This window comes from Burkholderia sp. MR1-5-21 (assembly GCF_053427715.1).
Genome location: NZ_JBSAXD010000010.1, coordinates 31,792 through 56,471 on the forward strand (window position 1 = coordinate 31,792; position 24,680 = coordinate 56,471).

The window sequence follows — 24,680 nt, forward strand, 5'->3', positions numbered from 1 at the left end:
AATAACGATTGCTTGTCAAACTTGCCTTTTGATTGCTACATACCGCTCCTCATCGGCTAGCGAAAGCGCTCCGGATCGAATGCTCTTGTGGCTTGTGTGTGGTGATGGCCGGCGACCAGGTTGGCCACAATGCTTGCTGTCTTAGGTGCAGCGGTCAGGCCGATATGTCCATGCCCGAAAGCATAGAGAACGTTCTTTGAGCGGCGCGAGGCTCCTATAACTGGAAGGCCGTCGCTGGTGGATGGTCGGTGCCCCATCCATCGCTCCACGTCCATGTCCTCACGCACGCCAAGGCCTGGAAAAATCTTGCGTGCTCGGTCGATCATTAATTCCACTCGGTTCCAATCCGGCGGCGCAGTTAACCCGGCTATCTCTACTTGTCCAGCGAGACGAAGCCCGGATGGTGTCGTGTTGATCGACATCTTGCTATCGAGAGCCATCAATGCGCTGTGCGGCCAAACCTTAGGGTTCTTAATGACAGCGTGGTAGCCGCGCTCACTCATCATCGGGATCTTGTCGCCTGCCTGTGCAGCAAGCATCTTGGAATGAACTCCCGCTGCAATTACGACGTAGTCGCACAAGATTTCTCCGCTCCTCGTACGAACGGACACGCGGCCGTTTGAGTCGATATCCAGTCCGATAGCCTCTCGCATGTCGTGCGTCGCGCCTGCCTCGACGGCGGCAGAGACGACTTCTGACACGAACTCGCCCGGATTAATGCACTGATTCCCATCGTCAACCAGGATTCCGAAGCGATAGTCATCGGATAAAAATGGCTCTCTCTGCCGGAGCGCAAACTGATCAAGCTCGGTCCAGCGAAGACCCGATTCACGACGAAGTTGCCAGAAGAATGCTTCTGCCTCAAAGGCCTGACGATCTGAATATGCAAGCAGGAGGCCTTTATTCAACATCAAGTCGGTCCGACCTATCGTTGCGGCGAGATGGCGATAGCGGTCGGGGGCGTCGACAAGAAGGAATCCAAGCGCCCCAGCCGTGGCTGCGACCTTCGCCTTCGTCGCGTTGGCCAAGAGAACGCGCACGAGCCAGGGCAAATGGCTGACAAGCTGTGCCTTCCGAACGACCAGAGGTCCATTGCGGTCCAACAATAGCGCGGGGACCTGCCTCCATAACCCCGGTGTTACGACAGGGATGATCGATCCAGGACTAATCCACGTGCCGTTACCATAGCTCGCGGATTGAGGGCCCCCAGGGACGCACGGGTCAAGAATCGTAACTCGGTGGCCTTGGGTAAGAAGCTCCAGCGCGGTACAAGATCCAATGATGCCGGCACCCACAACGACAATGTGCTTTGCCATCGTCATCGCCTCCGAAGTCGACGACGCAGCGTCTCGTTGATGAACAGGAGGGCGATCATGAAGAACAAAATGACAGTCGAAACTGCGGCGAGAGTCGGATTGATTTGAAGCAGTAGGTCTGACCACATTTGACGGGGGAGAGTGTTAATGGATCCTCCCGTGACGAAAAGCGCGATCGTCAGGTCATCGAAAGAGGTCACGAAGGCAAATAGGAACGCCGAAGTGATGCCTGCCTTGATCAGCGGAAGCGTGATGCGCAGGAACGTCTGCGCGCGGCCGGCGCCGAGCGTTGCGGCGGCGTGCTCCAGGCGCTGATCATGCGTGCTCAAGACCGCCATGACGGTGATGACCACATAGGGGATGGCAAGAATCGTGTGCCCGAGTGCCACGCCAGTTAAGGTGCCGACAAGGCCGATGTGCGAGTACAGATAGAACAGCGCAACAGCGATGACGACACGAGGAACGATCAAGGGCGAAAGGATCAGTGCCAGGATGGCCGTCTTCCCCGGCATCGCGCGGCGACTTAGAACGAATGCCGCCATGGTTCCAAGAACCATCGCAAACAGCCCAGAAGACACGGCGATCAGTAACGAATTCACAATCGCACTGATCCAATCGTCCGAGCCCAGGAAAGCATCGTACCAACGGAGCGAAACACCCTGAGGAATGAACGTCACAGAACGGCCAGCCGTTAAAGAAGCAGGAATGACAAAGATGGCAGGGAGCACCAGAAAGCCGACGATCACGACGAAGATTAACCAAAGTGATCCCGGCCCCGCGAGACTGAGCGCGCGTGCAGGAACCACCTTGGCAACTGGACGACCAATCGCTGCAGTAACGGTACCTGCCAGATTGACGAATCCGCGGCCGAGCGCACCAATCCCCCGACGAACAGCGCCTGATGAAGTGGAGGTCCGGTCAGCAGATTGACCAGTGATAGTCGACAGGCCCATCAGGTAGTCGAATATCGCAAAGACTGTCAGCGACGCCAGCAGCAGTCCAACGGAAAGGGCGCTGGCAAATCGCCAGTTCAGAAGCTCCTGTATTTGGGTGATGATCACCTGACTCAGCATGGTTTCGCGCGCCCCACCCAACAATGTTGGTGTGATGAAGAAGCCGAGCGAGGTGATGAAGACCATCATCGCAGCCGCGCTGATGCCGGGCATGCATTGCGGGAAGTGAATACGCCAAAATGTTTGCGCTCGCCCGGCGCCTAACGTATCTGCCGCCTTTAGATAGTTCGGATCGATACTCTGCATGACCGGAAGCATCGTCATGACTGCCAGTGGGAGCATGGCATGAGTCATCCCGATGAGCGTTGCCGTGAAATTGTACGAAAGAGCTATCGGATGGTCTGACAGATGCAGCAGCATGATGAGCTGATTAATCGGGCCATTTCGACCCAACAGAATCATCCACGCAAATGTCTTTACTAAGAAGCTGGTCCAGAACGGAACAAGAATCCATATGACGAGGACATTTCTGCGTTCTTCGCGGTAGCTGGCGAGGAGATATGCAATCGGGAACCCGCCCGCAACCGAGAGTAGCGTCGTCCAGCCAGCAATTTTGAATGTGACAATCAAAACGTCAATGTAGACGCTATCGCTTAGCAACTTCGCGTAGTTGACAAATGACAGTATCCCGTCCTTGTCTTCGAGCGACAGAAGCAATATCTTTCCGACTGGTACGAAAAAAAATGTCGCCAGGAAGATGAATAACGGAAGAATCGGGCCGTAATGACGAAGCCGGCTCCAGTACGACGCGATAATGGGATTCGATGCTCGCGACACGTTCATGAATTGCTCCCCTCAGGCAGCAAAATGACGTCATCGCGAGACCAGCCAACCGAGATATCGGCGCCGATCTCGGGTAATGGGCGTCCAGAGGTCAGCTCTTTGGCGACGATCATCGAGCCATCCGAGAGAGCAAGATGGATCCGCGTCACACCTCCGGCAAACATGATGTTTCGGACGTTGGCTCGAAGCTTGACCGAGCCTCCATTGCGGATGTCAATAGATTCAGGCCGAACCATCCAGTTGACCGTGCTATTTGAGGAGAAGTTGGCACGAGCTCCGATGGGGATTACCTCACCTTGCCGAAGATGTAGAGCCAGGTCATCGTTGGAGCCTGACAGGGTGCCCGGGAAGATGTTCGACTCTCCCAAGAAGCTTGCTGTGAATGTTGTGTTCGGTCGGAAATAAAGGTCGTGTGGCGTCCCGATCTGTTCGATCTGCGCGTTGTTCATCAGACAGATTCGATCAGACATCGCAAATGCCTCTTCCTGATCGTGAGTGACATAGAGCACCGTGATTCCGAGTTCAACATGCAGCCGCTTTATCTCGAGTTGCATGTGTTCGCGCAAGTTCTTGTCCAGCGCCCCTAAAGGTTCATCCATCAGAATGATCGATGGGCTGTAGACGATGCAGCGTGCGAGTGCAATTCGCTGTTGTTGTCCGCCCGACATTTCGCGCGGGAGTCGGTCAGCCACGTGCGGCAACTTGACAAGATCAAGCGTGCGCCTAACGGCCGCATCGATTTCCGTCCGACTGATGCCGCGCATCCGCAAGGGAAACGCAATGTTCTCGTAGATTGACAGATGCGGGAACAGAGCGTAGTTCTGAAACACCATCCCGAGGCCGCGCTTGGAGGAGGGCTCCTTGGTGACGTTCCGGCCTTCAATCCAAATCTCGCCCGCTGTTGGTGGAGTCAGGCCGGCCACCATAGAAAGAAGCGTGGTTTTTCCAGAGCCCGACGGCCCTAGTAACGTCAAGAATTCACCATCACAGACGGACAGGCTCGTCGGCTGTAGCGCGTGTACTGCCCCGTACTGTTTGGCGAGTCCTTCCACGCGCAGCTTCGCCATCGCCGTTGATCGACTTGCGCCGTTGATCGGTGCGACTTCGGAGAGCGTTTTCATTTGACTGCGCCTCCCTTAGCAGACGCGATCGCGGCATCAGAAACCACGTTGCCGCCCTGGGTCACGACTCCCGCAAGCGAGGTGCAACCTTCAGCGCATTGGACGCGGCACCGTCGGTGTTCAATTGGGTGATTACGGTTCATTCTTATCCCCGCTCTGGGATTGATGCACTGTGATGGCGCCGTCGTGATCGGGATGGTTGAGTGGATACGCTGTCCGCCACGGCGCTGTCGATTGGATGAATCCAGCTTATCCATACATATTTCGAAGATCGATATAAATGTATGCCGCTAAGTTAGAAGTTTTCTTATATCTTAGGGATGGTCTTCTAGCGTACAACCTGTCGTCGAACTGCCTCTCCCGTAGACAGAGTGACCGGAGGCGCGTATGAGCCGGCGACGGAGTTCGCCAAATTGACGCCGCTGCTCGCCAGTACGACGTCCTCTGACAGACACTCATGCAGAACAAGGGTATACACGGATATAAGTGTGCGCAATCCAATCGCCTACCAGATTCAGGTCACCCGACACCTCGCTGCCGTCTCGTCCGCGCATTGGGGTGATCGTCCTTTCGTGCTTGTATGGACCCAACGCCTTTTGCAAGCTTCTTTTTCGTGATGTCGAAACGGTCTGCATGCATGTATCCGGCTTGCCCGATGGGCGATCGCCGAAGCACGCCCGCAGCCTCGATGAGATCCGCGCACCCGGTCCTTAGCAAAATCACGGCTCGCCGCGAGCGGCAGCCGGCACGAAAGACAGGCTTCGGGGTGCTGGTTCAACCTATTTCGTCATCGCTTCGAGAAGCTTCGCAAAACCAGGGTGGGTACCACTCTGCATAAAGAGTTGCGCGACTCGGTCAGGCCGCGGCGTTCGACCGTTGGTAGGGCTCGTCGCCGCTCAGCAGCGCCTGCACGACACGCGCGTTCTTGTTGGCCGGCGCGACGGCGGTGCAGTTGTATCCCCGTCGTGCAATCATCTCCTGTAGCCAGAGGCTTTGCGGATCGGTCTTCGCTTTCACGTAGCGGAGCACGGCCCGTGCGCCATGGATGAGTAAGGTTCGCAGATAGGTGTCGCCACGCCGACTGATGCCCTGCAGGCGCGGTTTGCCTCCGGATGAATATTGTCTGGGCACGAGGCCCAGCCATGCCGCCAAATGCCGACCATTACGGAACTGCTGGGCATCGCCAATCGCGGCGACGATGGCCGTGGCGGTAATCGGACCGATGCCAGGCACCGCCGCGATCTTCTTGCAAAGCGACGATTGCTTCATGAATGTCTGGATCGAGGCCTCGATCAAGTGGATGCGCTCCTCGATTGCCTTCAGGTGCTGCAACGACTCGGTGAGCAGTGTCTGGCAAAACGACGTCAGCTCGTCGGCACTGGTGCTCAGCAGTTGCGGCATCGCGCGTTTGAAAGCCTCGGGAGACCGAGCGATCGCGAGGCCGCGCTCGCCGAGCAGCCCGCGCATCTGGTTGATCAGCGCAGTGCGATGGCGCAGCAGGATGGCCCGCATGCGGTGCGCCGCCTGGATATCCTGCTGCTCGATCGATTTGACGGTCACGAAGCGCATGGTGGGCCGGCTCGCGGCCTCGACGATCGCCTCGGCATCGTTGCGGTCGTTCTTGTTCGTCTTGACGAACGGTACAACGTATTGCGGGCTGATCAGCCGGACTTCGATGCCCAGCGCCTGAAACCGCCGGGCCCAGTGGTGGGCGGTGCTGCATGCCTCCATGACCACCATCCTCGGCTTAAGCATGCGCACGGATTCGAGCAGCGTGCTGCGCGAAACCTTCGCCCGATGCACGGCTCGGCCGCGACGGTCGGCGCCGTGGAGCTGGAACACCTGCTTCGCTAGATCAATACCGAGCATGTCGATTTCCATGATGAACCTCCAGACGTCCGGTGAAGTCCGTCAGTGTGCTCCGAAGCGGGGCGTCGGGTCCATCTCAGTAAAATCTGGTGGTTCCTTCGCAGAGCATTTATTTATAAAGCTGCCATCGGCTCCGACTGTTGTCAGGAGGTCAAAAAATCACCTGCGAAACGGGACGCCGCCGAATCATTCACCCCTGGACGAGCCGCTCCAGCACGCCCATTCCTGGCTGCATGAGCGCCGCGTCCTGATACCCGCCGACCGGAAGCTGCCGGATCGCGGCAGTTCGATCTGGATGGACGTTGAACATGGTCTGCTCGCACTTGTCGAGGCAACGGTCATGGAAACGCTGCTGGTGCACGCAGGTGCTGTGCCCTCTGCGCAGCATGGCACCTTCGGCATGGGCGTTCCCGAATGGCTGAAGATGCCGCCGGCGCGACGCAGCCCCACGACACTCATTGAAACCCTTGAGAAGGTTACGACCGCACGACGGTCCGGTAGGCATGCTCTGTTATCGAATAACGGCAGCAACTGCTCGAGATCAGGGCACTGATCCAGGATAGCAAGCGTATGGCGCAGGAGCGTCCCAACTATGTTGCAAGATGCTTGACGACCTCGTGGACAGGCCACCGGCAAGTCAAGCAGCCAGCGTATCCGAGACGCTCACCGACGATCATCACCGCGTCTGCAATCTGTTGGGGCCGTTATGTGAGCTACGCTTGGTGGGGCGTGAAGCGGAACCGAGCCTGCGACGATCGAGCTGTTAGCTCGATAGACTGTGTCGAGTGAATCGAGACCCCCCGGGCGCCCGAGGTTTGCGTGCGTGTGTTGCGACCACGTCTCTTAGGTGCCTGCGCCGAGTCGTCCCATCGAACGCGGTCTCGCCGGTTCAGGGCTGCTGGCACGTGCTGGTCTCGAAGTTCGCAGATCCCGTGCCGCTGTACCGGCAGTCGGTCATGTACGCGCGAGAAGGCGTCGAGCGTGATCGCTCGCTGCTTGCAGTGGGTCGGTCACGCGGCGAACGCTGCTGCGGCCGCTAGTTGAAACACTGCGTGCTCACGCGATGTCGGCAACGAAACTACACACCGACGACACACCAGTTCCAGTGCTTGCACGGGCAACGGCAACACGAAAACCGGCCGCTTGCGGGTGTACGTGCGCGATGATCGCGCATCGGCCGACGTGACGCCACCGGCGATGCGGTTCGCCTATACGCCGGATCGCAATGATATCCATCAGCGGCAACACCTCGAAACGTTCAACGGCACACAGCAAGCCGACGCATACGGTGGTTACCAGGTCATCTACGAAACCGGGCGCGTCACGGAGGCAGCTTGCTGGGTTCATGCCCGGCGGCAGTTCTACGAACTGCACGCCTCGCGCCCGAATGCCTTGAACACCGAGGCGCTGGAACGTATCGGCGCGTTATACAAGATCGAGGAAGCGATCCGGGGCAAGCCGCCTGATGAACGACGGGTGTACAAGCGAACACATGCCAGCCCCTTGCTCGATCAACTCCATATGTGGCTAAGTGTCATGTTCGAAGCAATCTCGCGCAAATCCGACACGAGCCGGGCCATCCTCTATGCGCTGAATCGGTGGGAGGCGCTCACGCGCTACTGTGACGACGGGCGTCTGGAAATCGATAACCTGCCAGTCGAGCGCGCCTTGCGCGGTGTGGCGATCGGCCGCCGTTATGTGCACTCCGAGATTATGTTGTGTAGTCGAAGCGAGCCGCGCCAGCAACGGTGGCTCGCTACTTCGAGCTGGGCATAATCAAAGCGCCTCCAGGAACTTGAGGAGTGAGTCTGGCGGACGATACCGGATACGCCTGGACTTGAGCGGTGTGATCGCGGCCAGGGCACGCTCTTTCATTGCCAGGTCCGCTTCAACATAGCCGTGAGTCGTCAAAGGGCTCTCGTGCCCTAGCCAAAGGGCAATGACCGTGATGTCGACGCCTGATTGGAGCAAGTGCATCGCGGTCGTATGCCGATAATCTACCCAACAATATAACCGGCACACGATGGCCATGCATTTATTGCAGTCGGGTGTCCACATGAGCGTGATCACATTTTGGCTCGGCCATGAGCATCTCGACACGACGCCATCTACATGGAAGCCGATCTCGCACGGAAGAAAAGAAGGCGCTGAATCGGCTTCAGCCTGCAGTACAGTCCGTACCGCGGCTTTAGTGCAACCGCCAAGGTAACGGCGTTCTTCGATAGCCTGGCGGTCCAAGACATGCGTCACTCAATGCGTTCCGGCCGCGGCCGCGCATAATCCTGTGCTGAGCATACGGCAGAGGTTTTTTGGGTTAGCGGTTGCGGCAGCCAGCGCATCGCCATGCCGCGCGGACTTAATCCGCGACCGGTAATCAAAAAAATGGTTGTGCTAAACCGCTCCACAGGCGGTGGCCGCTATGGGCATTGAATGACCGCTGCAGTAATTTGTGATGTCCGGCACGGGCTATCGCAACCGGATTTCCAGCGATCGTGGGAAACCTCACGGGCGAAAGACGCTGGAAAGTGAGCGTCAACAGGCAAATAACCCGCAGTTTTGGCATATTCTGGCGCGGTTGCGGATCGAAGGCGCGTGGCTGGCCGCGTTGGCCTCGTTGGGAAAGGCAAACGTGTCCGGAAACCGGAGCAATGGCAACTAGCGCGCATGGTCGGAACCTGGCGGGGCGCGTGGGAGGCTGCCGGGCATCTCTTCGATGCGGAGCATGTGTCCCTTGCCGCACACGGGGCAGTCGCGTAGTGACTTGCCGGTCAGTCGCTGGTAGCGGTCACGGTAGTCTTCCCTGGGCTCGGCTGGCGCAGTGGCGGGAGCCTCGACACCGAGCAGTTGCCGGCAGGTAGTGAGCTTGTCGGCACGGTGGCAGTTGGCGAGCCACCCGTAGCTGCGGATGCGCTTGAAGCCGTCAGGCAGCACGTGTAGCAGGAAGCGGCGGATGAACTCGTCGGCCGAGAGCGTCATGGTCCTTTGCCTGGCCTTGTGCCGGTAGTCCTTCCAGCGGAACTGCACGGTGTGCCCGTCGAAGGCGAGCAGCCGGTTGTTGGAGATGGCGACACGATGGGTGTAGCGGCCCAGGTAATCGAGCACGTGTTCGGCGCCGCCAAAGGGAGGCTTGGCGTAGACCACCCACTCCGCCTGTGCGACAGGCACCAGCCAGGCAGCGAATTCTCTGGGATCCCTCAGGGATTCGAACTGGCCGTGCAAGCGCAGCACGCCGGCGTCGTAAGCGCGACGCAGCTGTTCGAGAAACAGGCGGCGAAAGAGCCGTGACAGGACCCGCACGGGCAGGAAGAAGCCGGGACGGCAGGCGATCCAGCGCTCGCCGTCCGGGGCGATGCCGCCGCCCGGCACGACGCAATGCACATGGGGATGATGCTGCAGATTCTGCCCCCACGTATGCAGGATTGTGATGAAGCCGATCTCGGCACCCAGGTGCTTCGGATCGGCGGCGATCGTGCGCAACGTTTCGGCGCTGGCGCGAAACAGCAGATCGTAGAGCGTCCTCTTGTTCTGCAAGGCGAGCGCGGCGATGGATTCGGGAAGCGTGAAGACGACATGGAAATACTCCACCGGGGAGAGGAGTTCGGCTTGCCGGCGTTCGAGCCATTGCGCGCGCGCGAGCGACTGGCACTTCGGACAGTGCCTGTTGCGACATGAGTCGTAGGCGATGCGTTGATGGCCGCACGCGTCGCACTGCTCGAGATGGGCGCCAAGCGCGGCGGTACGACACAGCTCGATGGCGCTCATCACGCGCCGTTGGACACGACTGAGCCGCTCGGCATGGGTTTGCCGATACTGCGGGCCGCAGCGGCGAAAGATATCCGCCACTTCGAGCGCCGGCCGCATGACTGCGTTCAGAAGTACTCGGGCGCAGCGGGCGGAGACAGGATGGGTTCGGGGTGCGGGAGCAGGTCGAAGGGACTCGCGGTGGCACACACGGTGCTGGTCGCAATTCGTAAGTATTTCGAGGTAGTCGCAAGGGACCTATGACCCATGAGCAGCTGGATCCTGCGCACGTCAGTACCGGTTTCCAGCAGATGCGTGGCGAATGCGTGCCTCAAAGAATGGGGTGTGATTGGCTTCGGGATGCCGCTGCGCCGTCGCGCCAGGCTACAGGCGAGCCCGACAGCGGACCGGCTGATGGGATGCCCGGGAATATCGCCGGGAAAAAGCCAGTCGCGAGGATGAGCGTCGAGCCAGTACGTGCGCAGGATCGCCAGCAGCCGTGGCGAGAGCATCACGTAGCGATCCTTGCGGCCTTTGCCCTGGTTCACACGGATGACCATGCGTTTGCTGTCGATGTCCGTGACCTTCAGGTGGACCACCTCCGACACGCGCAGTCCAGCAGCATAGGCAATCATCAGTATGGTTCGCTGCTTCAGGCTGGGGATGGCGTCGAAGAAGGTTGCCACCTCGTCGAAGCTCAGGATGACCGGTAACCTCACCGGTTTCTTCGGTAACGGAAAGTCGTCGTCGCTCCAGTCGCGTTTGAGCGTCACACGGTAAAGGAAGCGCAGCGCGCCGATCGCCGTGCCGAGACTGGCGGGAGCCAGCTTGCGATCCTCCAAGAGGTAGACGAGCCAGACTCGTATCTCCTCTGCACCAAGCAGCTCGGGCGAGCGCTGGAAGTGCCGGGCGAAACTCGAAACCTGATACAGATAGGACTTCTGGGTATTCTCGGCGAGATTTCTGATCTGCATGTCGTGCAACATGCGTTGACGCAGTGGCGTCATGGGGAACCTCCTGGAAACAGTGGTGAAGCCCGATTGGGCATCCACATACTGCTCCTGGAGGCGTTCGCATCCCCTCGCTGGGATCCTGCGTCAGATCACCCTCCTCGATGAACGTCAGCCATCGGCGCGCGTTCCCCACCCCCTACCGCGCCAGCGGTTTAGTACAATCGTGAATATGCGAAGCTTCGCATATTCACGATTCCCGGGCTCCCCCCTCATCGGCGGCGCACGTCCTGCCCTCGACTACACGATCACTGGGCAAACTGACGATTCACCGTCGTATTGGCTTCGTTCAACGGCTCCACGAGGTCGAGCTGAGATTTGAGCCAATCCGGCTGATGTGCCTGGACGGTGGCGGCTGACGTGAACTCGAGCAGATTGTCGTTTCCGGTGTTATACGCAGCCCAGGTTGCGCGATTACCGCCATTCGGATTCCCCGTCTTCGCGAACGACACAACGTAGCCGTGCACGAGATCCGCGACCTGTTGATCTTGAGCGGTGACCGCCGTGCCGTAACTCGCGCCAAGTGTATTGAACACATAGGGGATTTCGTCGCCGTGCACCGCGCCCATCGACGTCGACTGCTTGGATTGCGCGACGTACGAGAACCGGTATTGATATGCGGCAAGGCTGCTCGAAGCGAACATCCGCGCGACGAACCGCGCCGGTTCAAACATCGTGATCACACGCGAAATCTCGCTCTCCACGTCCGATACTGTCGCTGTCCCGTTGGGATCGAACGCCGCGCGGGCGGCCGCGAGATTGCTCGCGCCGAACAGCGCGTATGCGTCGTCCTTCGACGTGACGGCGGTTGAAAAGCCCAGATCCTTGTTGTTGGTGCCGATCATCAACGAAACCTTCTGGAAGTTCCCGTTCTCGAAGCGTACCTCCGGCTCGTCGGTCACCACGGTGCCGTCGATCATCGGGCCGCCGGAGAATGTTGCGACGCCTGTTGCAGAACTCATCGTGGCAACGCCGAGCCCGTCCAGCACGTCGTTTGCCGATAGCGCGCGCAATTTTGCGAGCGCAGTCGAATCGCTGCCGGTGATACCGTGCGATTGCGCCCATGTCGTCCCTTGCTCCTCGCCCGACGCCACGACGCTCTTTGACGTGCGTTGCAGGTATCGGCCGAAGGTCTGATTTACGCGGCCGTTACCCGATTCGATCAACGCTCTCTGAAACAGTCCGTCGGTCAGATGCGTAGTGAGCAGGTCGGCGATCGATTCGCCACCAGCCGATTCGCCAAACACGGTCACGTTGCCGGGGTCGCCGCCGAATGCGCCGATGTTCTGCTGTACCCACTTGAGCGCCGCAATCTGATCCATCACTCCGTAGTTGCCCAGTTGCTCGCTGGATTGCGCTGCGGTCAGCGCTGGATGCGCAAAGAAGCCGAAACGGCCGAGCCGGTAATTGAGACTGACGAGGATGACACCGTCTTTCGCGAATTGGGTGCCGTCGTAGACCGGCATGGACGTGCCGCCGACCACGTATGCGCCGCCATAAATCCATACCATGACCGGCAGCTTCGATCCGGAGGTGGCCGTTTTGGGGCGCCAGACATTCAGATACAGGCAGTCCTCGGACGGCGTCGTACCCAGCGCGGACGAACCTGTTGACGTCATCTGCATGCAATCGTGACCGAACGCCGTGGCCTGACGAACGCCCGTCCATCGTGCGACAGGCTGCGGCGGCCGCCAGCGCAATTGGCCGACAGGCGGAGCAGCATACGGAATGCCCTTGAACGAAACGACATCGTCGGTCGCGGCACCTTGCAGCGTGCCGCTATCGATCGTTGCCATCGTCGCGTCGCTGGTTGGGTCATCCCCCCCACATCCAGCGATGGAGAATGCGATGGCTGCAGTCAATGACCATAGGAATCCGAAACGTATTGAAGAAAGGAGGCTGATTCGATCAATGCACGCTCCGGATTTGTCAGATATATCGTACTTCAAGATATTCATGATGGGGTTGTCTCGCAATGATTCGTTGAACGTCGTTGTGCTTCGGCAGACGGGCGGGACGTGTCCGAAAGACGGGCGCGTCAACCGGGATTCAGTATTGGATCGTCATTTTCTTCGGTCAAATCGACGCCAATAATGACCGGTATGCACCGGTTTCATGTTGGTGTGAGCATGGACGCCCCGCGTGCGGAAGAGACAAACGGGCCAGGACAGCGCGGCGAGCGCAATGAAGTGAGATGGCGATGCAGGGTCAAATGAAGCGCTCGATTGCGTGGCGCCGCGCGATCACGCTTGCGGTCGATGGAACATTTCGCAGATCAGGCCGCGCAACCATGCGATTCACGGGTCGCTCGAGAATTCGACATGGAAATGAAGTTGAACCGAGATCGGCGGCCGGGCCAGGTGCCGCAATCTTCTGTCGGAGCGAGAACACAGCGTCTGCAATCGCTTCGTTCACGGGGCCCGGCACCGATACGGTGCCGGGCGTCGGCGCGCGGCTCCGAATCTGAATGGGCAATCGTGCCGGTCCGGCCGGCGTCGACGGTCAGCGGCGCCCACGAGAAGAAGGTGTCGAACAGGTTACCGATTTCGTCGATGGTCGTCGCGTTCGTTCGTTAGCGTGCCGAGCATCTGGCGCCGAAGTTCGGCGTCGGAAACGGAGGCGTCGCTCGCGAAGCCGGGCATGCTGGCCGCGCTCGTCACCGCGAGCACGAAAGCGGACGCGAGGAAATGGCGGCGGGTCTGCATCGTCATCTGATTGGGGAGACAGCGAAAGAGCGTCAGCCCTTCGGGTACGCCTGTGTCGTCGCGCCGATCGCGCTGGCGAACATCTGCGCATACATTTGGTGCACGAGATACAGGCTGCAGTTGCTGGTAGCCCTGTGAGCGACGCGATAACGGATCGCCACCCCGGATCAAGGGGACGTCTTAGGCATGCACGGCTTGCACCTCAAGCGAAGCCGCGGTCCATCGGACGTGGTCGGATGGGCTGGCACCGTCCGATTCCTCATTTCGGGGCACTCGACCGCCCATAGTTGGCCCGCCTCCTATTCCCGAACGTGCAGTCGCCTGAAACAGATTGAACTCCGTCTGGGACGTTCGGCCGCGCACTCTCGTCGCGACCGCGCGAATGGGCGATAGGTTGTCGCATCTGGGTCTAAGGTGCCGCGACGTCTAAGCTAAGATTGTTTCGACGCAGCGATGGCTCCAAAAGATTATTTTCAGGCGCAAGCGTGTATGCAGGGCGAATAATTGTGAATGTCCGAATCTCGTCGAACCCGGTTAGGCGGAAGTCAGTTGCTTCTTCCAGCAATCCTTCCTGCCGATCGCTCGGTGTTCCGATCCGAACTTTGAAACTCGCAATGCCGGATTATCTGGCCAACATAAAGTTGTGTTCGGAATGAACCTTCCGCAACTATCTCCATATACTAAGGATAACTATATGCGTGAGACATCTTTGATGGAGGACTTGCCCCTCCGGAAATTTCATTTCCGCGTGGTGATGGCCGGCTCGGGCGGGCAATTCAGCGACGGCTTCATCATGGGCATCATCGGTATCGCAGCGAGCGTGGCTGCGACACCACTTGGTCTGAATGCTGCATGGATGGGATTGATCGGCGCCGCGTCTCTTGCGGGACTCTTCCTCGGGAGTCTCTTTGCGGGACCGATAGCTGATCGGTTTGGCCGACGCGGAATTTTTGCCTATGACATGATCGTGTTCGCGGCGATTTCGGCGGCACAGTTCTTCGTCAATTCACCATGGCAGCTTCTCACCTTCCGGATCGTACTCGGCATCGTTCTCGGCGCAGACTACGCCGTCGGCAAATCGTTGGTCATCGAGTATCTTCCGCGCCAGCACCGTGGGCGGATGATCAGTCTCTTTGCCGTCGCGTGGGCCGGCGGCTATGTCGCCGCGTACTGTGCAGGCTTCGCAATTGACAGTATCTCCCCGGGCGCGTGGCGCGTGATGCTCGCACTCAGCGGACTCCCGGCCCTGCTTATTCTCCCTTTTCGGATGGGCATACCGGAATCGCCGTTGTGGCTTGCAAAGAAGGGACGGACGCAGGAGTCTCTGATCATCATCCGGAATACCTTTGGTCAGAATGTAACGACGGACTTTTATGGCGGCGCTACTCCGCAGAGCACCGACGGTGGCTGGGCAGCGCTCTTCTCTCCGAAGCTTCGCAGGAACACGTTTGTAGGTTGCGTGTTCTTCACTTGTCAGGTTATTCCGTACTTCGCTCTGGGCACCTTTTCACCGACGATTCTCCAGGCTTTGCACGTGAAGAACGGGCCGCTCGGAGCAGTCGTCTACAACGCGCTCCTCATTGCTGGCACATTGATCGGTGTCGCGCTGATCGACCGCATTCCGCGCCGAACCTTTCTGATCTGCTCCTTTTACTCCGGCGCGCTCGTTCTCGCACTTCTCGCGACCATGCGTGAGGGGACAGGCATCACCATCGCTCTGTTTGGAATCTTCGCCTGCATTCTCGCAGCCTCCACAAACCTTGAGTACGTGTACACAGCCGAACTGTTCCCAACGGAACTTAGAGCGACCGGCTCGGGCTTCGTTATCGCCTGCAGTCGGTTCGGATCAGCAGCGGCAACTTTTCTACTCCCGCTGGCCGTCCAACATCTTAGTATTCAAGCTGCTCTTCTCGTTTGCGTGGGCACGCTCGCTTTCGGTGGCCTTATCTGCCAAATGCTGGCACCGGAAACCAGGAACAAGAAACTGGGTGGACCGGTGCTGCGACAGGAAACTCATGTCGCGAGATCTGACCGACTCAGCAATCAGCGTGCGAATCAAACCCACTGACAACTCCTCGACACCCAAGCGCCACCCTCACGCGCATGAACTCCTTTGAAAATTTGTACCCCGTCTATCAAAGACGAAGTGGCTGGAATGCTCTTCTTCCCCAGCGTAAGCCGTCGACGGAGCTGCCCCTCGACCGCACGTATGACGTCGTTATCGTCGGTGCCGGATATACCGGTCTTGCTGCTGCTCGACGCATTGCGGAAGAGCGCCCCGGCCAGCAGATTCTCGTCCTCGAGGGCGGAATCATTGCTGAAGGTTCGGCGGGCCGGAACTCCGGTTTCGTGATCAATCTTCCGCACAACATCAAGCTTGGCGACGATGCCGATGCGCGAGCGTCGGCCCAACGCCAAATCCGACTCTATAACGCTGGTCTGTCGTGGCTGGAGAAGCTTGTACGTGAGCATTCGATCGATTGCTCGTGGAGCCCCGTTGGGAAGTTCTATGCCGCGGCAACAGACGGCGGAGAGCAGAAGCTCAGGTCGTCTCTCAACCAATATCGCGACTGGGGATTCCCGTTCACGGAATACGACCGAGACGGCCTCAAATCGGAGATCGGAACTTCGTACTACAGGTACGGATTCCATTCGATGGCGAATGTGTTTGTACAACCGGCGGCGCTGATTCGGGGAATGGCCGATACGCTACCGCCAAATGTCACCGTCGTGGAAGAAACGCCCGTTCTCAACATCTCCGAGCATTCGCCGTTCCGCGTTACAACGAAGCGATGTGAATTCGTCGCGGAAAAAGTCATCGTCGCAAACAACGGGTTTGCCAAAAGACTGGGATTATTGCGCGATCGCCTAATCACGATGTTCACCTACGCGGCGATCACTCCGCAGTTGAACGTTGCGGAACTCAGCAAACTCGGACAACTTCCTCAATGGGGCGTTGTCCCCGCTAACCGCATCGGATCGACGCTTCGGAAGACGATTGATGGACGACTCCTGATCCGGAGCGCGCTGTCATACGAACATGAGGTCGACGGCGACACCATCCTCAAGCTTCTGACCGAAAGCTATCGCCGCCGATATCCCGAGATGGCGCATCATTCCTTCGAACACCTTTGGGCCGGCGTTACGGCACTGACGCGAAACGGCGCGACCTTCTTTGGCGAACTCCGCCCCAACCTCTATATTTCGGCCGGTTGCAACGGCGTCGGCATCCTGAAGGGATCAATGTTCGGAAGGTTGCTCGGGGAGCTGGCTCTCGGAATCGACTCGAACGAGCTTCACGACGTCCTGGAAAGCGAAAAGCCAACTTGGCTCCCGCCAGAGCCATTTCGCAGGATAGGCGTCATGTCGGCCATCCTTTATCACTCTGCGACGTCGGGCGTGGAGCGCTAGTCACCCGTCCCAATGCACTGATCGATGGAGCTCACTATCTCTAACTCCAACATCTAAAGGAACGACAATGTCCGACATCATCCGTCTTGAAGAGAGCGCACGTCTGAGCCGTGCGGTAATCCATGGGAACACCGTCTATCTCGCCGGGCAACTCCCAACGGATCGTGATGCCGACGTCACGGTTCAGACGCAACAAGCTCTCGAACAGGTGGATCGGCTGCTGGCTTTGGCCGGCACCAACCGAAAGAAAATTCTGAACGCGACGATCTGGCTCAAGACGATGGCTGACTACGCGGCCATGAACGCTGTCTGGGATGCGTGGCTCGAGGGCGCCGGCGCACCCGCCCGGTGCTGCGGTCAGGTCGAAATGGCCGATCCACGGCTGCTCGTCGAAATCATGATTACCGCGGCTATCTAAGCCCCGAACAACATAGGGATCCAACGTAGATGAATACGGAGACGGCGAGACCGATTCGCGGCAGCATTCCAGCTATCGTCACCCCAATGCACGAGGACGGCAGCCTCGATCTACCCGCATTTCGCAAACTCATCGACTGGCACATCGAGCAGGGATCGCATGGTCTCGTCGTTGTTGGTACAAGTGGCGAGTCGACAACGCTGACTGTCAACGAGCACATTCGGATGGTTGAAGTGGCGGTCCGCCAGGCCGCGAAGCGAATATTCGTTATTGCTGGTGCCGGCGCGAACTCTACGGCCGAAGCGATCGAATTGTCGGCGCTCTCGAAGCAAGTCGGCGCCGACGCTACCTTGCAAGTGGTTCCATACTACAACAAGCCCTCTCAGGAGGGCATCAATCGGCACTTCCGAAAAGTAGCTGAATCGGTCGACTTGCCGATGATCCTGTACAACGTGCCGGGGCGCACGGTTGTGGACGCCACCAACGAGACCATCTTTCGCCTTGCTGGAATTCCCGGCATCATCGGTGTGAAGGACGCGACTGGCAATATCGACCGCGCAGCATATCTTATCAAGCATGCGCCCGCACACTTCGCCGTCTATAGCGGTGACGATCTCACCGCAATTGCGCTCATGTTGCTCGGTGGCCAGGGCAATATCTCCGTAACTGCAAACGTCGCGCCCAACGCAATGAGTAGGCTCTGCCGCGCTGCACTTGACGGCGATGCAATATCAGCTCGCCGGTATCATTTCAAACTGCTCGCACTGCATAGCCAGCTCTTCTGCGAAGCCAACCCGATCCCGGTCAAATGGGCGCTACGAGCCCTCGGGAAAATCGAAGCAGGTATCCGGCTACCTCTCACGGAACTCGAGAAAAGGCACCACCACGCCCTCCTCTCCGCGATGCAAGACGCCGGATTGCTTCCCTGACCATGCCCAATCTTCCCGCGATCTTGCGGAAACCGTCTTGTGCGGGGAAGCCGGACCCGCAGTACGTAGACACATCGAGCGAATAGTCGGTTGGCTCGATGCGGCGCCCGGTTCGGAGCGAAGCCTGCATCGAGCTCCGTGCAGGAACAAGGTTTTGCGTGGGCAACAGTGCGTTGGTTCGAACTTGATTCGGAGAGTCGCGAGATCGCGGTAAAGTATCGGTGACTCGGAGCTCATTGAGCGCTTACGTGGCGCGCCCATACACGAAAATGCGGCACATTGAGCCGGTACGACGCGACGTGCTATCTTTGCTGCCAAACGTACACGGCAAAGAAGCTGCAAGTTTCTGGAGCCTCGCTTAGCCAATGCGCGCAAATTCGCCATCCACAAACGATACGAGTGTTGATTTCCCGGTCAATGACCGGCCACGCCGGATTGGCGTAGTGATGATCCCCGGGTTCACGGTCATGTCCTACGCGTGCGTGGTCGAGCCGCTCCGCGCGGCCAACACATTGTCGGGAAAGGAACTGTACCGAGTCGAGTACGGAACCATCGACGGCGAAAAAGCCGTCTCCTCATCTGGCACGATCATAAGACCGACCTTTCGCGTTGGAGAAGCGATCGACCTCGACGTGGTCTTCGTCCTTGCTGGCGGGAATCCCGCCGACTTTCATAGCAAGAAACTGGACTCATGGTTGCGTCGCCAAGCCCGAAAGTCGGTTACGGTCGGAGGCATTTCCGGTGGCACATACATGCTCGCTCGTGCCGGACTGCTCAAAGGACATCGATGTACGATTCACTGGGATCATCTGCCACGATTTCGTGAAGATTTTGCCGATCTGGACGTACGGGCGACGTTGTTCGAGATGGACCGAGATCGTTGGACGTGTGCAGGTGGAATCTCGTCTCTCGACCTGATGTTCGCGATGATCGAACGTGATCACGGCCCGTCCATGGCGGTGGCGGCTGGCGACTGGCTCCTCCAGATTGAAGTGCGTCAGGGCACATCTCCGCAACGAGCAAGCATCGAGCATCGCTATCAATGTCGTCATCCAAAGCTCTTGCGCGCCCTGGAACTTATCGAGCAACACATAGCTGATCCTATCGGTCGCCAAGAAATAGCAATGATCGTCGAGCTGTCGGTTCGGCAGTTGGAACACCTGTTTCGAACCAACCTCGGCGTGACGATTCACGAGCACTATCTGTCTTTGCGGCTGGAGCGAGCCAGGCTGTTACTCCGCCGAGGTACCTCATCGGTATCGGACGTGGCGGTATCAACTGGATTCGCGAACAGCAGCCATTTTTCGCGCGTCTATCGCAAGCGCTACGGCCGCCCCCCCACCGACGAGCGGCGAGCTCTTTGCGAATAAAGTACACCGCTCGGATGCTCCTGATGCATCCCTCGCAATATCGCACCCCATTTTTGCGAAAATCGCGCAAATGGAACTAAGAATGTCGCAATTGGAGTGACAGTCACATCGGTAGTTGAAGGAAAATCTACAATACGCGCCTCCCCGACAGAGACGCACATTGCAAACCTCGTACGTTCAATTCATATAGGTGGGTGTAATGACTGCCCGGCTTGCCAAACGCTCCGAAGCTTTCCCGAAGTTCAATTCCGTTTCCTTGTTCAAGGAAAGACTCGCACTAGCCGCGGCGGGGCATCACATCATCAATATGGGTATCGGCGAGCCGGACTTCACCGCACCGCCTGCCGTCTTGGAGGCACTCGGCCGTGCCGCACAAGCGGGATTGAGCGCCTACACCGCCCCTGCAGGAATCACTCCCCTGCGCGAAGCTATCGCGCGGTACTATGATGAGCACTTCGGAACCCAACTCTCCCCCTCGCGCGTCATCGTCACCGCCGGTGCATCGGGGGCGTTGACCCTGGCATGTGCGGCGCTGGTCGACAGCGGAGCTGAAGTTCTACTCCCCGCTCCGTCGTACTCCGGCAACAGCAGCTTCATTATCGCGAGTGGTGGCCGTCCCACATTCGTACCGACGACCGCGGAGAATCGATTTCAGATGTCCGCCGACGACGTGCGACAACACTGGAACGCAGACACCCGCGGCATTCTCATCTCGTCTCCGAGCAACCCGACCGGAACGTCGATTGAGTCCGAGAAGTTGCGTGCGCTGCTCGCCGAGGTGCGCTCACGGCAAGGGTTCACCATCATGGACGAGATCTACCTCGGACTTTCGTACGATGGGAACCCGCGGTCGGCGCTGACCCTCGACGACGACATCATCGTAATCAATAGCTTCTCCAAATTCTTCCACATGACCGGCTGGCGTCTCGGATGGATGATCGTCCCGGAAGACATGGTCAGTCGGATCGAACCGATTGCTTCGTGCCTGGCCATCTGCGCGCCGACATTGGCGCAACATGCGGCGTTAGCGTGTTTTGAACCCGAGTCGATGGCCGTCTATGCGGATCGTCGCGAAGCTTTTCGCAAGCGGCGTGACTTTCTCGTGCCGGCGTTGGAGGAGTTGGGTTTCTCGATCCCTGCGAAACCCGACGGCGCGTTCTATATCTATGCGGACATCGGAAACCTGGATACCGACAGCGCAACCTTCGCCTACCGGCTTCTTCGAGATGCCGGCGTCTCCACGTTACCGGGCACCGATTTCGGCGACTCGAGCCGCGGACACCAAATGTTGCGACTCTCTTATTGCACCGGAATGAGCGAACTAGAGGAAGCCGTTCGCCGTATCGGCAAGCTCCTTCGTTGACGGTAGTAAGACGGTACACTCATCCCCACAATCCGCGACACGGTCAGTAGCGGTGTCAGAGCGTGCGCCCGCGCGAATATTCCAAGGGCACAATTTCCCTGCGCAACACCCGTGGAAGCGTTACCGCGCTGCGGGTGACCTCACGCCCTCCGTTCTTTTTTTTTGCCTGGCTCGCGAAATCGAAGGGGAAGTCTCCATCATTGGCTGAGGAAGACGCGCGATTCGACGCTGCCAGTGCCGGAACTGCGGCATGACCTCAACCTCGGTATATGACGTGTCGGCCGCATCGTTATCGTCAGGGTGCGTTGATCCCGACGTTTCCGCCGAAAGCTCGCAGCGCACTCCGCAGCCCACCCGCCTGTCCGAACGTATCGCGAAGCCGTCTCGCTGGCACCGGGCGCACTACGCAGGCTTATCCGACAACCAGACGTCGCTATGATCCTCAATGCGGTCGTCCCGGAGCGCGCATCCAGAATAGCGAAGGTCGCAAATGGAATGACCGTCGGCATTTTTAGACGGCAACAATTCTTCTGACCGCCAAGCAGCGGTGGGTTAATTAATAGAAGTTCTTTCCGAGATGCCACGTACCGGGGCCCCTAATGGGGAAATCAGAGAGACGAGAGTTCACTGGATGGAGATGAAAAATGAAAGCGCTTAAGCCAATTCTCATGGCGGGTTTGGCAGCAACTGTGCTCTGCGTCACTGCGGCCTCCGCGAGTGCCGCCGACCTGCTTGATTCTGTCAAGCAGGCGGGAGTGATTCAGGTCGGTCTGGAAGGTACTTACCCGCCCTTCGGATACCGCGACAGCGACGGGGCGCTCGCGGGTTTCGACGTCGACGTTGCCAAGGCTGTCGCTGATCGTCTCCACGTAAAACCGAACTTTGTCGCCACCGAGTGGAGCGGAATCTTCGGCGGCCTGCAGGCCGGGAAATTCGACACGATCGCAAACGAGGTCGCCATTACGCCGGCGCGCAAGCAATCGGTGGACTTCAGCCAACCGTATGTCTATTCGTCGGCACAGTTGATCCAGCGAGCGGACGACAAGCGGGATTTAAAGTCCCTTGCCGACATGAAAGCCCAGGGATTGAAGGTCGGTGTCGTGACCGGCAGCGCATTTCAAGATATCGCGAAGGGCGAGCCGGGTCTGGATGCCAGAAACTACCCCGATACGGCGACGTCCTTGAGCGACCTGGTTTCGGGTCGCATCGACGCGGTGATCAACGATCGTTTGGTCATTCCATACTTGATCAGGACGTCGCATCTTCCCCTGCGACCGGGCGTTGCTCTCGCGCAGGGACGATACGAGATGGGATTCCCGTTCCGCAAGGGCAATCCCAAGTTCGCCTCGTCGATCGACGGTGCGCTGACTTCGATGCAACAAGACGGCACCTTGAAGAAGATCGCCATAAAGTGGTTCGGCGTAGATACCACCACGCCGCCGACCAACTGAGCATACCTGCCGAGACGATCTCGACCAGGGAGGCGGGTGAGTCGGCCCAGCCGTACTCGCCCATCATGCCGTTTGCGCCATCACTGACCTTCCCGGTCTGCTTTGACGAGGTCTTCCCGCGCAGACTTGGTGGTCGTTGCTACACGAAAACTCAGTAAAAAGCACGACCCTTATCTTGAAGACGCTCCGCCACCGTCGCCGCCTAACCGGCGTGCCACTATTACAGTCAACAGTTGACCAACCCCAAATGCGCAGCTGACTTACGACGGCGATCGAATCAAAATTGCCGAACGAATCCAGACTGTGCAAACTGCTTGGCGAATACTACGATACTCGTACAATTCGCGTGGACGCAGCTGACGATCAGGATACCGCGAGGCACCTGCAGCCTGCTGACACAGCAAAAGGACCTTCACTCGACCGGAATGTCTGCCCTTACACCACCCCGCCGCTCCGGCCACTCGAAACCGAATGCTTCGTCCAGCTCCCGTCCGACCAAAATATTACAGAGCGGCCCTGGGGTAGCGCCCGACAATCGGCAGGCGCAATACCGCGCTCCCGCGCGACGTGTCGGCCTACTATTGATCCCCGGCTTTCCAATGGTCTCGTTCGCTTGTGTAGTCGAGGCGCTACGAGCGTCGAACCGCCTGTCGGGAAAGAACCTGTACAGCGTCCAGTACGGAACGTTGGATGGCGAGCACGCAGTATCCTCGTCCGGTGCAGAGGTCGAGGCCACGTTCCAGGTCGGCGACGCCGTCGAACTCGACATCCTCCTGATTTGCGCCGGCGGCAATCCCGCCGCGTTCCACGAAAAGAAGCTCGACAACTGGCTCAGGCGGCTTGCACATACACCGACAATCATCGGCGGCGTTTCAGGCGGCACATACATGCTTGCGCGAGCGGGTTTGCTCAAAGGATATCGGTGCACGATCCATTGGGAACACTTGCCAATCTTTCGTGAGGAATTTCCTGAGATAGACGTGCGTCGAACGCTATTCGAGATGGATCGTGACCGTTGGTCATGCGCGGGAGGAATCGCGGCACTAGATCTCCTGTTCGATATGATCGAACGAGATCATGGCCATGCTCTTGCTGCCAAGCTCGGCGACTGGCTCCTGAGAACGGAAATGCGCTTGGGTGAGCGCTCGCAGCGGCTCAGCATGCAACAACGCTATCAGGTCAAGCATCCAAAACTCCTGCGTGCACTTGAGCTCGTCGAACAGCATATCGACGACCCGATCGGCCGTGATGAGATCGCGTCGATTGTCGAGCTCTCCGTGCGGCAGCTCGAACGTCTGTTTCGTTCGGAACTCGGCCGATCGGTCCACGAACACTATCTGGCGATGAGACTCGAGCAGGCAAGATCCCTGCTGCGCCAGAGCGAGCTTTCCATTGCTGAAGTCGCTAAGGCGACGGGCTTCACGAACAGCAGCCACTTCGCGCGAGTCTACCGCACGAGGTTTGGTCACGTTCCGACGGAGGAGCGGTAGATCTACGCCAAAGGCCAATTTGCTTTGCGACAGGTTCAATCTGCGTTCCGAACAACAGCCATTCCTTGATGCGCGCCGGGTGGCCGTTCGCCCACCCGCTCCGGGAGACCTCTACAAGGATCTCAACGCTTCGATCGGGAGTGGTGCTTCCGATCGGATTTCCCGGAGGACGAAGATGCTTCGGGTTTGCTTTACACCCGGAATCGACAGCAGTTTCTCGATCAAGACGTTGGAATAGGTATCAAGATCCTCGGCCACGATATCCAGAAGCAAGTCAAACTCGCCGCTTACGACATAGCATCCAATAATCTCGGGAAACACCTCGATGCGCTTCCACATCTCATGCGGCTCGACATCTCGATCGCGCGTGATGCCGACGAACGCACGCAATCCAAACCCGACCTTGCGCCGATCGACAACTGCCTTGTATCCGCGAATCAGTTGACTGTTTTCCAACTCACGTACGCGCCGCAAGCACGGGGTCGGCGTCAAGTGAACTGCCTTCGCCAGGTCGGCATTCGAAAGGCGCCCTTCCCTCTGGAGAAGGGAAATCAGTTTGCGGTCTATCCGGTCGAGTGTGTGTCCAGTTTGAAGGGGCGCAGCTTTTGTCATGGAAGCCTCCAATGCACCAAGAGTGGTCAGTTTCGTTTGGAATGTCGAATGAGCCTAAATTAGCATAAGATGCTATCA

At 58.5% G+C, this 24,680-nt stretch carries 19 protein-coding genes and 2 pseudogenes; 11 read left to right on the plus strand and 10 right to left on the minus strand.

Annotated features, from left to right (window positions below):
• Positions 1–56: 56 nt before the first annotated feature.
• The 4 genes from ACV229_RS15620 to ACV229_RS15635 all read right to left on the minus strand — a co-directional run bounded on the left by ACV229_RS15620 (position 57) and on the right by ACV229_RS15635 (position 6,114).
• Positions 57–1,322, minus strand: coding sequence for an NAD(P)/FAD-dependent oxidoreductase (locus ACV229_RS15620; protein WP_448084012.1), 1,266 nt, complete (start codon positions 1,320–1,322; stop codon positions 57–59).
• Positions 1,319–3,112, minus strand: a complete 1,794-nt coding sequence (locus ACV229_RS15625; RefSeq protein WP_448084013.1) for an ABC transporter permease subunit — start codon at positions 3,110–3,112, stop codon at positions 1,319–1,321. Before ACV229_RS15625 ends, ACV229_RS15620 begins: the two co-directional genes overlap by 4 nt.
• Positions 3,109–4,233 carry an ABC transporter ATP-binding protein gene (locus tag ACV229_RS15630; protein WP_448084014.1) on the minus strand — a complete coding sequence of 375 codons (1,125 nt, stop codon included), beginning with the start codon at positions 4,231–4,233 and terminating at the stop codon, positions 3,109–3,111. The genes ACV229_RS15625 and ACV229_RS15630 overlap by 4 nt, the downstream gene beginning before the upstream one ends.
• 855 nt (positions 4,234–5,088) lie before the next feature.
• On the minus strand, positions 5,089–6,114 hold the full coding sequence (locus tag ACV229_RS15635) for an IS110 family transposase (RefSeq protein WP_448084015.1): 1,026 nt from the start codon (positions 6,112–6,114) through the stop codon (positions 5,089–5,091).
• On the opposite strand from ACV229_RS15635, the gene ACV229_RS15640 reads away from it, so the two are divergent.
• From ACV229_RS15640 to ACV229_RS15650, 3 genes and pseudogenes are all read left to right on the plus strand, one after another.
• Positions 6,101–6,655, plus strand: coding sequence for a hypothetical protein (locus ACV229_RS15640; protein ID WP_448084016.1), 555 nt, complete (start codon positions 6,101–6,103; stop codon positions 6,653–6,655). The two genes, ACV229_RS15635 and ACV229_RS15640, sit on opposite strands and share 14 nt — an antisense overlap.
• Positions 6,656–7,034: 379 nt before the next feature.
• Positions 7,035–7,142, plus strand: a complete 108-nt coding sequence (locus ACV229_RS15645) for a hypothetical protein (protein WP_448084179.1) — start codon at positions 7,035–7,037, stop codon at positions 7,140–7,142.
• A 41-nt stretch (positions 7,143–7,183) separates the two neighbouring features.
• Positions 7,184–7,878 (plus strand): annotated as a pseudogene (locus ACV229_RS15650) (IS66 family transposase); the annotation flags it as partial.
• Here the strand turns inward: ACV229_RS15650 and ACV229_RS15655 are convergent.
• The 5 genes and pseudogenes from ACV229_RS15655 to ACV229_RS15675 form a co-directional block, all read right to left on the minus strand.
• A pseudogene (locus tag ACV229_RS15655) lies at positions 7,879–8,094 on the minus strand (tyrosine-type recombinase/integrase); the annotation flags it as partial.
• Positions 8,095–8,757: 663 nt separating this feature from the next.
• Positions 8,758–9,963, minus strand: coding sequence for an IS91 family transposase (locus ACV229_RS15660; RefSeq protein ID WP_448084017.1), 1,206 nt, complete (start codon positions 9,961–9,963; stop codon positions 8,758–8,760).
• An 8-nt stretch (positions 9,964–9,971) separates the two neighbouring features.
• Positions 9,972–10,850: a tyrosine-type recombinase/integrase gene (locus ACV229_RS15665; RefSeq protein WP_448084018.1), complete on the minus strand. Its 879-nt coding sequence runs from the start codon at positions 10,848–10,850 to the stop codon at positions 9,972–9,974.
• Between the two features lie 251 nt (positions 10,851–11,101).
• Positions 11,102–12,649 carry a carboxylesterase/lipase family protein gene (locus ACV229_RS15670; protein ID WP_448084019.1) on the minus strand — a complete coding sequence of 516 codons (1,548 nt, stop codon included), beginning with the start codon at positions 12,647–12,649 and terminating at the stop codon, positions 11,102–11,104.
• 741 nt (positions 12,650–13,390) lie between these two features.
• The gene (locus ACV229_RS15675; RefSeq protein WP_448084020.1) at positions 13,391–13,558 is read right to left on the minus strand and encodes a hypothetical protein; all 168 of its coding nucleotides are present in this window, start codon (positions 13,556–13,558) and stop codon (positions 13,391–13,393) included.
• 694 nt (positions 13,559–14,252) lie between these two features.
• On the opposite strand from ACV229_RS15675, the gene ACV229_RS15680 reads away from it, so the two are divergent.
• From ACV229_RS15680 to ACV229_RS15715, 8 genes are all read left to right on the plus strand, one after another.
• Positions 14,253–15,626 carry an MFS transporter gene (locus ACV229_RS15680; protein ID WP_448084021.1) on the plus strand — a complete coding sequence of 458 codons (1,374 nt, stop codon included), beginning with the start codon at positions 14,253–14,255 and terminating at the stop codon, positions 15,624–15,626.
• A 35-nt stretch (positions 15,627–15,661) separates the two neighbouring features.
• Positions 15,662–16,969: an NAD(P)/FAD-dependent oxidoreductase gene (locus ACV229_RS15685; RefSeq protein WP_448084022.1), complete on the plus strand. Its 1,308-nt coding sequence runs from the start codon at positions 15,662–15,664 to the stop codon at positions 16,967–16,969.
• Between the two features lie 67 nt (positions 16,970–17,036).
• Positions 17,037–17,387 carry a RidA family protein gene (locus ACV229_RS15690; protein WP_448084023.1) on the plus strand — a complete coding sequence of 117 codons (351 nt, stop codon included), beginning with the start codon at positions 17,037–17,039 and terminating at the stop codon, positions 17,385–17,387.
• A 29-nt stretch (positions 17,388–17,416) separates the two neighbouring features.
• A complete protein-coding gene (dapA, locus tag ACV229_RS15695) occupies positions 17,417–18,316 on the plus strand; it encodes a 4-hydroxy-tetrahydrodipicolinate synthase (RefSeq protein ID WP_448084024.1) in 900 nt (299 codons plus the stop codon).
• Positions 18,317–18,762: 446 nt separating this feature from the next.
• Positions 18,763–19,686 (plus strand): GlxA family transcriptional regulator, encoded by a 924-nt coding sequence (locus ACV229_RS15700; RefSeq protein ID WP_448084025.1) that lies wholly within the window; start codon positions 18,763–18,765, stop codon positions 19,684–19,686.
• A 199-nt stretch (positions 19,687–19,885) separates the two neighbouring features.
• The gene (locus tag ACV229_RS15705) at positions 19,886–21,049 is read left to right on the plus strand and encodes a pyridoxal phosphate-dependent aminotransferase (RefSeq protein WP_448084026.1); all 1,164 of its coding nucleotides are present in this window, start codon (positions 19,886–19,888) and stop codon (positions 21,047–21,049) included.
• A 644-nt stretch (positions 21,050–21,693) separates the two neighbouring features.
• Positions 21,694–22,500 (plus strand): transporter substrate-binding domain-containing protein, encoded by an 807-nt coding sequence (locus tag ACV229_RS15710; RefSeq protein ID WP_448084027.1) that lies wholly within the window; start codon positions 21,694–21,696, stop codon positions 22,498–22,500.
• A 425-nt stretch (positions 22,501–22,925) separates the two neighbouring features.
• Positions 22,926–23,990 (plus strand): GlxA family transcriptional regulator, encoded by a 1,065-nt coding sequence (locus tag ACV229_RS15715; RefSeq protein WP_448084028.1) that lies wholly within the window; start codon positions 22,926–22,928, stop codon positions 23,988–23,990.
• Between the two features lie 111 nt (positions 23,991–24,101).
• Here ACV229_RS15715 and ACV229_RS15720 read toward each other — a convergent pair whose 3' ends face one another.
• Positions 24,102–24,602, minus strand: coding sequence for an Lrp/AsnC family transcriptional regulator (locus ACV229_RS15720; protein ID WP_448084029.1), 501 nt, complete (start codon positions 24,600–24,602; stop codon positions 24,102–24,104).
• Positions 24,603–24,680: the final 78 nt, after the last annotated feature.